This is a genomic window from Nocardioides sp. P4_G10, from assembly GCF_056401175.1.
In genome coordinates this window covers 1-11,310 of sequence record NZ_JBFUJV010000040.1, presented here as the reverse complement: position 1 = coordinate 11,310, position 11,310 = coordinate 1, and the positions used below count along the sequence as shown (strand labels likewise).

The following is an 11,310-nucleotide window of genomic DNA, read 5'->3' as shown; positions in this document are numbered from 1 at the left end:
GTCCTCCTTGTGGGCGTTGATGAAGACGACCGACACGACCAGGGCGACTGCGAAGAAGGCGGCGCCCCAGTAGAAGGCCACGTGGTAGCCGTGGATGAACGCGAGGGGCAGGGTCTGCTGTCCCTGCCCGGGGCTGGCCGGCGGGTTGTCGGTGAAGTACGCCGTCACCGCCCCGGCGAAGATCGTGTTCAGGAGCGCGGTGCCGAGCGAACCGCCGATCTGCTGCGAGGTGTTGAGCACGGCGGAGGCGACGCCCGCGTCGTGGCTGCCGACACCGACGAGTGACGTACTGGCTGCTGGGATGAACACGCCGGCCAGGCCCACCGACATGATCACCATCGCCGGGAAGACCAGCGCCCAGTACGACGAGTCCTGGTCGATCCGGGTCAGGAGCAGCATCCCGACGACTGCCATGGCGAGTCCCGGAACCATCAACGCCCGCGGGCCGAGTCGGGGGAGCAGCTGGGCCACCACGCCCGCGGCCAGGATGATGCCGAGGCTGAACGGCAGGAACGCGAAGCCGGCCTCGAGCGGTGTGTAGCCGAGGTTGACCTGGAAGTAGTAGGTGAGGAACAGGAACATGGCGAAGAGCCCGGCGCCCACCAGCAGGAACACCAGGAACGACCCGCCGCGGTTGCGGTCCAGGACGACGCGCAGCGGCAGCAGCGGGTTGCGGGCCCGTTGCTCCCACAACACGAACCCGACCAGCAGGACCACCGCGGCGATCAGGAAGGTCACCGTGCTCGGATCGGCCCAGCCCTGCACCTCGGTCGAATTGGGGTCGTCGGGATTCTTGACCCGGGCGGCCTCGGTGAAGCCGTAGACGAGGCAGAACAGGCCACTGGTCGCGAGCAGGAGGCCCGGGACGTCGTACCTGGTGTCGCCGTGGGCCTTGCTCTCGCGGACCAGGGGGACCGCCGCGGCAGCGACGATCAGGGCCACGGGCACGTTGACGCCGAGGCACCAGCGCCAGGAGGCGTACTCCGTGAGCACGCCGCCGACGATCAGGCCGATCGCGGCCCCGCCGCCCGCGAGCGCCCCGAACACGCCGAACGCCTGTGCCCGCTCCTTCGGCTCGGTGAACGTGACCGTCACGATGGACAGGGACGCAGGCGCCATCAGCGCTGCGAAGCCCCCTTGCAGGGCGCGGGCGGCGAACAGCAGTTCCTGGTTGGGTGCGAGCCCGCCCAGCGCGGACGCAGCGGCGAAGCCGAGGAGGCCGATGATGAAGGTGCGCTTGCGGCCGGTGTAGTCGGCGATCCGGCCACCCAGCAGGAGCAGCGCGCCGAAGGCCAGGGTGTACGCCGTGACCATCCATTGCCGGTCCGCGTTGCTGATGTCGAGGTCCGCCTGCGCCGACGGCAGGGCGATGTTCACGATCGAGGCGTCCAGGATGATCATGAGCTGGGCGGCCGCCAGGACGGCGAGCGCCCACCAGCGACCCGGGTCAGGGCCGTCATGCTCCGACGGGTTGTCGCCAGGGCGGGCAGGGGGTTCGCTCACGACACCTCATCTCACGATCGATCCGCGTCGGTCGGGTGCCGGCTGACCCTGATGAGTGGCCACACTGCCGTTGGTGGACCCGACCCAACTTTCATGGAAGGCCCGACCCGAAGCCCCGGTCAAGCCACAAATCGACGATGTTGGCCCGCGCCGGACTCCTACACTTGCCTGATGGTGGACCTCGACGCCGTCGAAGCGCGGATCTGGGCGCTCCTCGATCCGTATCGGGACGAGCTCGAGGACGCGACCATCTACGGCATGCCGTCGCTGCGCTGGCCGGGATCCGGCGCTCACGACTACTTCGCAGCAGTGAAGCGGAGCGCGCGGAAGGTCAGCCTGTACGCGATCGCCGTGGACACGTGGCCGGAGGCGCTCGAGGCCTCCTCCGAGGACCTCCGCGCCCGACGCACGGGGAAGGCGACCTTCTCGTTCCCGTCGCTGGACGAGGAGCTCGCGTCCGAGCTCGAGAGGTTCCTCGGGCGGCTGTACCAGCCATATCGCGAGCACCACGCGAGCCGCCCCAGTTCGTAGCGGATGCCCCGGTAACGTCCGGGGGTGGCCAGCTCCCGTCTATCCAGCGCTCGTCGACGCAGCGCGTCCCCGCGCCGGAGCGGCACGCGCAAGCAGCAGCGGCCGTTGCCGGTCGCCGGGCCGGGCGAGCGGCTGTGGGTGCTCGACGTCCCGTACGGGACGCAGGTCGACGGCGCCACCTGGCACCCTGCCGTCAAGACCCACCTGTACGTCGGGCGCGTCCTGCCCGCGCACCTCGCCCCGTACGCTCCCGGCCCCTACACGCTCGGTCGGTTCATCGAGAACACCCTCAACCCGGATGATCCGACACCCAGCCCCGAGCCGACCGACGACCTCGAGCCCCGGCGGATCCAGTTCGAGGCGGCCGATGCGATCGCGGCGCGCGCCGAAGCGGGAGGACGGCAGTTCCTGCTCGCCGACGAGCCCGGGGTGGGCAAGACGATCTCCGCGGTCCTCGGGGCGACGGCGGTGGGAGACCTCCGCGGGGCGCAACGGGTGCTCGTCGTGGCCGACCGGCCAGCCGCGATCACGATCGGCCACTGGTGCCGCACGATCACGGCCCTGGGGGACGGCGGCCTGGAGTGGGTCGTGATCACGTGGGACCGGCTCGAGAAGGTCAAGGACCACACCTGGGACGTGATCATCGCGGACGAGGCGCACGCCCTGCGGCGTACGACGACGAAGCGGTGGAAGCTGTGGGCGCGGATCTCCGGTCACGGGAAGCCGCACGACAAGGCGCCGTTCGTCATCGCGACCACGGCGACGCCCGGCCACACCCCGCTCGAGCTGCCGTACCTCGCTCCGGCGTACGCGCAGGTGCTGGGCGAGTCGATGCGGGAGTGGACCTCGGCGACGCAAGCAGGGGACACGTTCGCCGCCGCGCTCGAGCGCCACGGCGTCGGGGTCGACCGGGGACGCTACGGCGCGACGTGGACCACCGACCCGGCGCGGCGCGCAGCGGACCTCAAGCTCGTGCGGGGCTGGCTCGACGAGGAGCGGCCACCGGCCATGCTGCACCGGGCCGCGCCGTGGGGGCCGGTGCCGATCTCCGGCATGCCCGTGACGCTCACGCCGGCGGAGCGGTCGGCGTACGAGGCCGAGTGGGGGGAGTTCTGCCGCGAGATGGACATCGCCCGGCGCGGCCGAAACGTCGCGAAGGGCCGGGCCGCGCTCCTGCGGTTCCGCCAGAAGGCCGGGCTCATCCGTGTCGACTCGACGGTCGCCTGGATCGCCCAGCAGGTCGAGGCCGAGCGACAGGTGGCCTGCTCGGTCGAGTTCGTCGCCACCGCCGCTGACCCGATCGCCGACCGGCTGCGGGACTCCGGCATCGAGGTCGCATCGATCTACGGCCGCGACCGGTTCGACCCGGAGGCCGAGCGGCTGCGGTTCCAGACCGGGCAGGCGAAGGTCTGCGTCTTCACCACGGTCGCCTCGATCAGCCTGCACGCCGGGGAGACGCTTGCCGACGGCCGCAGTGCGAGCACGGAGCCTCGGGTCGGTGTCTTCCACCAGGCCCGCTTCTCGGGCATCGCCGGAAGGCAGGTGACCGGCCGCACCCACCGTGACCACCAGGTCTCGCCGTGGCACATCGCCTATGCCGAACGGACCGTCGAGGAGCAGGTCGGCAAGGTGATGGTGGAGCGGATCGCCGCGGCTTCCGACACGGTGGGCAGCGACACCACCGGCCTCGCCGACCTCGCCCAGCTCCTCGGAGCCGACTGGCTGCCGGTGACGAGCCTGACCGAGGACGGCGCCTGAGCGTGCGGCTGGTCGCCGCCCTGCTCGCGGTGCTCGGCGTCTCGGTCGGCTGCACAGCGACGTCGTCGGGTCCGGGACCGGACGGCGACCGGCCCGGCTGCGGGCCGGTGTCGTACGCCGACGTCCGCGGCGAGCAGCCGACGTACGGGCCGGACGAGCTCGCCCGCTTCCCGAACGACCACGCGATGTGCGCAGGTCGGTGGGTGCCGGACGCGAGCGAGTGGCTGGTGCCGCAGGGGATGACGGTGAAGGACGGGACGGCGTACGTCGCGAGCTTCGACGGGACCCAGGTGGGCGGTCAGCGCCTCTGCACGATGCAGTCGGTGGACCTGAGGTCCGGCGAGATCATCGAGTCCCGCTACCCGGTGCGCGGTCGGGTCGGGCCACGGCAGCCGACCGAGTGCCGGCACGGCGGAGGCGTCGTCGCCGACGAGCACGGCGTGTGGCTCGCCGAGACGCAGCGGCTGTGGCTGCTCGACCCCGACACCCTCGAAGTGGAGCGGGGCTGGGCATTGGCGGAGCCGGTGCGCGGTTCGTTCGCGGTGTGGGGCGAGGACGGTGAGCTCGGGCTGGGGAGGTTCCGGGCGGAGAACCCGGCCCGGCTCTGGTGGTTCGACACAGATCAGCTGCTCGACTCGTCGTCGTACGAGCTCAGCCAGGCGGACGCGATCGGTGAGGTGAGGGTGCCGTCGGACACCCAGGGTGCGATCTGGGCCGAGCTCGGGGGAGTGGGGCCGGGGCTGTGGTTCGCGCGGTCCAACACGACGTGCGGCGTGCTCGTCGGTCCGGACGGGAAGAGCCGGTCGTTCGTGCCCGGCGCGGAGGGGATGGCGCTCACCGCGCCCGACCAGCTGTGGGTGGTCAGCGAGTCGGGGTCGCGGCTCTACCAGGAGAAGGGGCGGCCGATGACGCCCATGCTGGCCCGCTTCGACACCTCCGACCTCGGGTCGTGGACGGCGCCGGCCTGCAACCCCTGACGCCGGTCAGAGGCGCAGTACCCGGCCGGCGACGACGAGGTGCACCTCGTCGCAGGCGGCGGCGACGCGCTGGTTGACGAGACCGAGCAGGTCACGGAACAGCCGGCCGGAGCGGTGCTCGGGCACGACGCCGAGGCCGACCTCGTTGGTGACGAGCACGACGTCGTGCTCGCAGCGGTCCAGCGCCTCGACCACCTCGTCGGTGCGGGCGAGGACGAGGGCGTGGACGGCGTCGGAGTCGTGCTCCCAGGCGTCGTCCGCGTCGATGATCGCGGTGAGCCAGGTGCCGAGGCAGTCGACGAGCAGCGGATCGCCGGCCCCTGCGATCACGCCCGCGAGGTCCTGCGTCTCGAGCGTGCCCCAGGCGGCGGGCCGGCGGTCGCGGTGGGCGTCGATCCGGGCCGCCCAGTCGGGGTCCTGCTCGCGGTCGGGCGGCGTGCCGGTGGCGACGTACGTCGCGGGGGCACCGCCGATGAGGTCCTCGGCGTGGGTGGACTTGCCCGACCGCACTCCGCCGGTGACCAGGATCCGCATGGCGCGCATCCTGTCAGAACCCGCGGTCAGGCGGTGGCTGCCGCCAGCACCAGCACGGCGAACGAGACCTCCACCGCCGCGCCCAGCACGTCGCCCGTGATCCCGCCGAGGCGTCGTACGCACCGCAGCAGCAGGGCGAGCACGACGGCCACCATGGCCAGCACCCCGAACACCGTGGACCACGCCGACCCCAGGCCGTGGCCGGCCAGCCCCACGACGACGGCGACCACCACCAGCGACGCGGCAGCGGCCACGACCGGCACCGACCCCACGTGGGTGACGCCGAGCCCGTCGGCGCGGGCGGCGGGCACGCCGCGCACGCAGGCGAGCGTCAGCGCGGCCCGGGACGCGCAGACCAGGACCCCGACCACCCACCAGCCGTGGTCGTGTCGCACCACGGCCGTCAGCCCGGCCGCCTGCAGCCCCGCGACGAGCACCACCGCGACGACGCCCGCCGGCCCGACGGGGCCGGTGCGCATCACCTCGAGCGAGCGTGCGGGGGAGTACGACGCGGTCAGGCCGTCGGCGGTGTCGGCCAGGCCGTCCCAGTGGAAGGCGCGGGTGCCGAGCGCGAGCACCAGCAGCACGACGTACGCCGTCGCGAGCGCCGGGAGCCCGACCCAGCCGGCCACCAGGACCACCATCGCTGCGGCCAGCCCGAGGGGGATCACCGCCAGCGGGGCGAGGACCATCGCGAGGCCGGCGACCCCACGGTCGACCCGGCTCGGCGGCGGGACGCGGACGGCGGTGAGCGTGCCGGTGGCGAGCAGCCACGCGTCGCGGACGGTCACGAAGGCAGGATCTCCGAGAGCAGCGCCACGTCACGCAGCACCGCGACCCCGGAGCGCAGCAGCGGCAACGCGGTGACGGCGCCCGAGCCCTCGCCCAGGCGCATCCCGAGGTCGAGGAGCGGCTCGAGGCCGAGGGACTTCAGCGCGTGGGCCTGGGCGGGCTCGGTGGAGCGGTGGCCGGCCAGCCACCAGGCGGCCGCTCCCGGCGCGTGGGCCTCGGCCACGACCGCGCAGGCGACCGACATGAGGCCGTCGAGCAGGACCGGCACCCCGCGGGTGGAGGCCTCGACCAGGAACCCGACGGTGGCCGCGAGGTCGGCGCTGCCCAGGGCGGCGAGCAGCTCGATCGGATCGGAGGTGCGGCCCTCGACCCGCGCGAGGGCCTGCACGACGACGTCCCGCTTGCGGGTCCAGCCGTCGTCGTCGATGCCGGTGCCGCGACCGGTCACCTCGTCGGCCGGCAGGCCGAGGGTCGCGGCGACGAGCGCGGCGGCGACGGTGGTGTTGCCGATGCCGAGGTCGCCGGTCATCAGCAGCTGAGCGCCGTCGTCGACGAGCTCCCCGGCCAGCTCGGCACCGAGGGCGATCGACCGCTCGGCCTCCTCGCGGGTCAGCGCGTCGGTCAGGTGGATGGCGCCGGAGCCGCGCCGGACCTTGCGGGCGGTGACCTCGGCCGGGAGGTCGTCGAGGTCGGCGTCGACGGCCACGTCCAGCACGATGACGGCGACACCGTGCTCGCGCGCCAGCGCGCTGACGCCCGCACGGCCCGCGACGAGCGTGCGCACCATGGCCTCGGTGATCGCCGCGGGATAGGCCGACACCCCGTGCGCGGCGACGCCGTGGTCGCCGGCCAGCACCACGAGGCGTACGTCGGTGAGCCGACGCGGCGGCACCACGCCCTGGGCCGCCGACAGCCAGACGCCGAGCTCGCCGACCCGGCCGAGTGCCCCCGGCGGGGTGGCCAGACCGGCGAGGCGCTCGCGGGCGAGGGCGGCGGTCTCGGGGGAGGGCGGGGCGACGCGGGACGACTCGTTCATGGCGGCAGCAGCCTAGTGACGGCTCCGCCGGCGTCGCCTGCCAGTCTTGCCCGCGTGACCGGCCACTCCGTCCTGCAGCTCCCGGTGCCGCCGCTGGAGGGATGGGTGCGTGAGCGGACCGCGCACTACGACGCCGGCTTCGTCTCGGCCGACCCGCGCTTCGGCCACGCGCACATCACGGCCCTCGGACCCTTCGCCCCGACCCCGGGCACGACGGACCTCGAGACCGTCGCCGGGATCGCGAGCGCGACCCCGCCGGTCCGGGTGCGGCTCGAGCGCCTGGGCCAGTTCCCCAACGGGATCATCCACCTCGTCCCCGACCCCGACGACGCGCTGCGCGACCTGACCGCGCGGCTGGTGGCCGCCTTCCCCGGGTGGCCGCCGTACGGCGGTGAGTTCGGCGCCGACGTGCAGCCCCACCTCACCGTCGACGCGGCGTCCGACGACGTCGACCTCCCCTCGACCGCGGCGCTGCTCGCGGACGTCGTACCCGTCGACGTGGTGCTCGACCGGCTGCAGCTCGCGTGGTGGGAGACCGACCGCTGCCACGTGATGGCGGAGTGGACGCTCGGTCGTTGACCGGCGTGCGGACCGGCATGGCAGGATCACGGCATGGCTTCCTGGGCACACCTCGAGATCACTGTCGACGACCAGGGCAACGTGGAGGTCGGCGGCTACAACGCCGACCCCGAGGCGCTCGTGGAGGGCACCGAGTCGTGGGAGGACCTCCTCTCCACCCTCGGCGTCAACGGCTGGGAGCTGGTGCAGGTCATCCCCGGCGTGGAGACGACCTACTGGTTCAAGCGCCACGCCTGACGTCTGCCTGACGCCGGCATGAGCGACCTCCAAGACCGCTTCCGGGCGGCGTCGGCATCGGCCGACTGGATCTTCCACCGCCCGCCGTCGACGCCCGCGGCGATGCTCCGCGAGCTCGCCGACCACGCCGAGGCCAACGACCTCGCCTGGGACCGCTACGGCGAGCGCGGCGCGGTCGCCCAGCTCGAGGTCGAGGTCGCCGAGCTGCTCGGCAAGCCCGCCGCGGTGATGTTCCCCAGCGGCGTGATGGCCCAGCAGGCGACCCTGCGGGCCTGGTGCGACCGGGCCGGCTCGCGCCGCGTCGCGCTGCCCGACCTGTCGCACCTCGTGCACCACGAGCAGGACGGTCCGCGGCGGGTGCTGGGTCTCGAGCTCGAGTGGCTCACCACCGGCCGGCGCACCGCCACGGCCGACGACCTCGCCGCGGTCGGCGGTCGGCTGGGCGCGGCGATGGTCGAGCTGCCGCTGCGCGACGCCGGCTGCCTGCTGCCGTCGTGGGACGACCTGGTCGCGCTGTCCGAGGCCGCCCGCGAGCGTGACGTGCGCCTGCACGCCGACGGGGCGCGGATCTGGGAGTCGGTGTCCTACTGGGACCGCAGCCTGGCCGAGGTCGCCGCACTGTTCGACTCGGTCTACGTCTCGCTCTACAAGGGACTCGGCGCCTCCAGCGGCGCGCTCGTCGTCTGCCCGGACGACCTCGCCGGGGAGCTGCGCTCGTGGCGGCAGCGCATGGGCGGCACGCTCTTCTCGCTGACCGCGCCGGCGGTGGGCGGGCTGATCGGCCTGCGGGAGCACCTCGGCCGTTTCGGCGACTACCGCGCGTGGGCCGTCGAGCTCGCGGCGGCCCTGCGCGAGCAGGGGTTCCGGACGTTCCCCGACGAGCCGCACATCGGCACGTTCCTGGCCTACGCCCCCGGCACGGCCGACGAGGTCAACGAGCGCGTGGTCGCCTTCGTCGAGGAGCGGGGCGTCGTCGCGTGCGGACTGTGGCGCGACGCCGACGTTCCGGGCTGGGTCGAGACCGAGCTGACCTGCTACGAACCGGCGATCCGCCACGACCCGGCCGAGGTGGCTGGTTTGATGGCGGCGGCCGTCGGGGGGAGTCCACCCGGCACCTAGCGGAGCACGGGGGAGTGGCAGTGACGGTGGGCGGACGCGTACGACGCGGGATGCAGCACGCAGCAGTGGTGGCCGTCCTCGCCGGAGGAGCCTCGTGGGGGCTGGCCTCGCCGGCCGCTGCGGCAGGCGACCTGTGCGACCGCGGTGTCGTCTTCGACGACGCCGACGTCCTCGACGACCGAGTCGTGGCCCGTGCCGCGCGCGGGGCCTTCGACGACGGGCGGGTGACGGTCAAGGTCATCGCCTGGCGTGACACCCCTGGCGCCGGCGACCTCTACGACGCGCTCCTCGCGGCCCGCCGGCAGTGCAACGGGTGGGGCTTCACGGGCGGCGGCCGGCAGTCGCTGCTCGTCCTCGGGGTGTCGGTCGACGGGCGCGAGCTCGGCAGCCACTACGACGGCCGGGCCTTCGGCCGCTTCGACGCGGCTCGCGACGACGTCGAGCTCGACGGGATGGGACCGGCGTTCGGCAACGGCGCGTGGACGGACGGCATGCTCGCCGGCCTCGGCGGCTACGCCGACGCGTACGCCTCGCAGGGGTCCGACAACGACTCGGGTGCCCGACCGGGCAGGCTGCCCGACGGCTACGACCCCTTCCCCGACGACCTCGACGACACGGGATCGAGCGGCGGCTCGGACGTCCCAGGCTGGGCTCTCGGGGTGCCGGTCGGCCTCGCCGCGGTCGGTGGTGCCGGGTGGGGCGCCACACGCGTACGACGCCGCCTCAAGGCACGCGCGGCCGCCCGGGCCGCCCTCGGGACGGCGACGAGCGCGATGGCGCAAGCGTGGTTCGAGCTCGACGAGAGCAACGAGCTCATCGACGCCCGCGTCGCCGCGTTGCCGCGCGTCAGCGACTCGGTCGCCGACGAGATCCGTACCGAGCACGCACAGGCGGTCGCGGTCCGGGATGCCGCCACCGGGACCTACCTGAGGCTCTCCGAGCTGCACACCGACTCCGCCATCGCCGACACCGACACCGACGAGGCGCTCCGCGCGACCCACGACGTCGACGCGGCGACCGGTGGCCTGCGGGAGGCGCAGGCCGCGATGGCCGCGGTCGAGGTGCGGCTCTCCGCCTACGACACGTTGCGCGCCGAGCTGCCTGCCCGGGTCGCCGCGCTGCGCGCCCGGGCGACCGTCGTGTCCGGGCTGATCACCGACCGGCAGGGCGAGGGCTACCGCACCAGCGACAACGACCGCGCCCCGCAGGCCGCCGAGGAGGCGGCCCGGCAGGTCGAGGCGCTGGTCGCCGAGCAGCGCTTCGGAGACGCCGGAGCGGCGGCCGAGCGCGCCGACACCGACCTCGCCGCCCACGAGTCGTGGCTCACCGGCCTCGCGGCGTTCCGGGCCGCGCTGGAGCACGACACCGCCGCGCTGAGGACGCGCACCGCCGAGCTCGACCGGGCGATCGCCGACGCGTACGTCACCACCGAGGTGCTCGAGGGCGACCAGGACCCCAGCTGCGTGGACGGGGTACGCGTCGCCGTGGACCGCGCGGCGGCAGCGCGGAAGGCCCTCGACGGGACGATCCGCACGGTGGAGGCCCACACGTCGATGTCCGACCAGCAGTTCGCGCAGGCCCGCGAGGAGCTGACCGCGGCCCAGCAGTCGGCCGACGCGATCGCGGCCGACGCGGCACTGCCCTCGCAGCGGGTCGAGCAGCTCCGCGCGCTGTCGGTCGACCTGCCGCTGCGGGTGCAGCGCGCCGTCGTCGAGGCCGACGCCGTCCAGGGGCAGGTGACCACCCACCCGGCGGCGATGACGTTCCTCGCCGTGGTACCCGATGTCTCGACCCTGCGGGCCGGCGCGGTCTCCGTCGGCGACGACCTGACGACGCCCCGCCCGCCATACCTCCGCCTCGACGAGGAGCTGGCCCACGTCCAGGCCGGGCTGGTGCGGGCCCGGGCCGAGGTGGACCGGGCGATCGCCGACCACGAGGCGTCGCAGCGAGCGCTCGAGGACGCCGCGTCGGCCATCGCCGCCGCCCGGGGCGAGGTGCGGCACAGCGACGTCTCGCGCGCCGCCCGCGACCTTCTCGAGGAGGCCGCGGCGCTGCTCGCACGCGCGGAGGCCGAGACAGGGTCGCTCGCCGCGATCACGTCCGGAGCCGAGGACGCCAAGGATGCCGCCAACCGGGCAGGCGCCCGGGCCCGCCAGGACCGCCGCGACGCCGAGCAGCGACGCGAGGCTGCGCGCCGGGCGGCGGCCGCCAGCCGGCGCAGCTCCGGCGGGGGCGGTTTCGGTG

The 11,310-nt window shown here is 74.0% G+C and carries 11 protein-coding genes; 7 read left to right on the top strand and 4 right to left on the bottom strand.

What is annotated here, in order from left to right:
* Positions 1–1,503: MFS transporter (locus tag AC1DP1_RS23005; RefSeq protein WP_477508817.1), on the bottom strand; the 1,503-nt coding region annotated here is incomplete at its 3' end.
* A gap of 171 nt (positions 1,504–1,674) precedes the next feature.
* Here AC1DP1_RS23005 and AC1DP1_RS23000 point away from each other — a divergent pair.
* From AC1DP1_RS23000 to AC1DP1_RS22990, 3 genes are read left to right on the top strand one after another with little or no spacing between them, the layout of a single operon-like run.
* Positions 1,675–2,034, top strand: a complete 360-nt coding sequence (locus AC1DP1_RS23000) for a hypothetical protein (RefSeq protein WP_477508816.1) — start codon at positions 1,675–1,677, stop codon at positions 2,032–2,034.
* Positions 2,035–2,058: 24 nt separating this feature from the next.
* A complete protein-coding gene (locus tag AC1DP1_RS22995) occupies positions 2,059–3,792 on the top strand; it encodes a DEAD/DEAH box helicase (protein WP_477508815.1) in 1,734 nt (577 codons plus the stop codon).
* Positions 3,793–3,794: 2 nt separating this feature from the next.
* A complete protein-coding gene (locus AC1DP1_RS22990) occupies positions 3,795–4,769 on the top strand; it encodes a hypothetical protein (protein WP_477508814.1) in 975 nt (324 codons plus the stop codon).
* A gap of 6 nt (positions 4,770–4,775) precedes the next feature.
* Here AC1DP1_RS22990 and cobU read toward each other — a convergent pair whose 3' ends face one another.
* From cobU to cobT, 3 genes are read right to left on the bottom strand one after another with little or no spacing between them, the layout of a single operon-like run.
* Entirely contained in the window at positions 4,776–5,303 is a 528-nt protein-coding gene (gene cobU, locus AC1DP1_RS22985; RefSeq protein WP_457189203.1) for a bifunctional adenosylcobinamide kinase/adenosylcobinamide-phosphate guanylyltransferase, read from the bottom strand.
* Between the two features lie 26 nt (positions 5,304–5,329).
* The gene (locus AC1DP1_RS22980; RefSeq protein WP_477508813.1) at positions 5,330–6,094 is read right to left on the bottom strand and encodes an adenosylcobinamide-GDP ribazoletransferase; all 765 of its coding nucleotides are present in this window, start codon (positions 6,092–6,094) and stop codon (positions 5,330–5,332) included.
* Positions 6,091–7,131 (bottom strand): nicotinate-nucleotide--dimethylbenzimidazole phosphoribosyltransferase, encoded by a 1,041-nt coding sequence (gene cobT, locus AC1DP1_RS22975; RefSeq protein WP_477508812.1) that lies wholly within the window; start codon positions 7,129–7,131, stop codon positions 6,091–6,093. The genes AC1DP1_RS22980 and cobT overlap by 4 nt, the downstream gene beginning before the upstream one ends.
* Before the next feature lie 54 nt (positions 7,132–7,185).
* On the opposite strand from cobT, the gene AC1DP1_RS22970 reads away from it, so the two are divergent.
* From AC1DP1_RS22970 to AC1DP1_RS22955, 4 genes are all read left to right on the top strand, one after another.
* Positions 7,186–7,710, top strand: a complete 525-nt coding sequence (locus AC1DP1_RS22970) for a 2'-5' RNA ligase family protein (RefSeq protein ID WP_477508811.1) — start codon at positions 7,186–7,188, stop codon at positions 7,708–7,710.
* Positions 7,711–7,743: 33 nt separating this feature from the next.
* A complete protein-coding gene (locus AC1DP1_RS22965; RefSeq protein ID WP_191196112.1) occupies positions 7,744–7,947 on the top strand; it encodes a hypothetical protein in 204 nt (67 codons plus the stop codon).
* An 18-nt stretch (positions 7,948–7,965) separates the two neighbouring features.
* Complete coding sequence (locus tag AC1DP1_RS22960) at positions 7,966–9,066, top strand: threonine aldolase family protein (protein ID WP_477508810.1); 1,101 nt, start codon at positions 7,966–7,968, stop codon at positions 9,064–9,066.
* 14 nt (positions 9,067–9,080) lie between these two features.
* A partial coding sequence (locus tag AC1DP1_RS22955) for a hypothetical protein (protein WP_477508809.1) occupies positions 9,081–11,310 on the top strand: 2,230 nt, incomplete at its 3' end.

Coding starts and splice junctions, on each gene's coding strand:
- cobT (WP_477508812.1), bottom strand. CDS start 7,131: ATGAACGAGTCGTCCCGCGTCGCCCCGCCCTCCCCCGAGACCGCCGCC.
- AC1DP1_RS23000 (WP_477508816.1), top strand. CDS start 1,675: ATGGTGGACCTCGACGCCGTCGAAGCGCGGATCTGGGCGCTCCTCGAT.
- AC1DP1_RS22965 (WP_191196112.1), top strand. CDS start 7,744: ATGGCTTCCTGGGCACACCTCGAGATCACTGTCGACGACCAGGGCAAC.
- AC1DP1_RS22960 (WP_477508810.1), top strand. CDS start 7,966: ATGAGCGACCTCCAAGACCGCTTCCGGGCGGCGTCGGCATCGGCCGAC.
- cobU (WP_457189203.1), bottom strand. CDS start 5,303: ATGCGGATCCTGGTCACCGGCGGAGTGCGGTCGGGCAAGTCCACCCAC.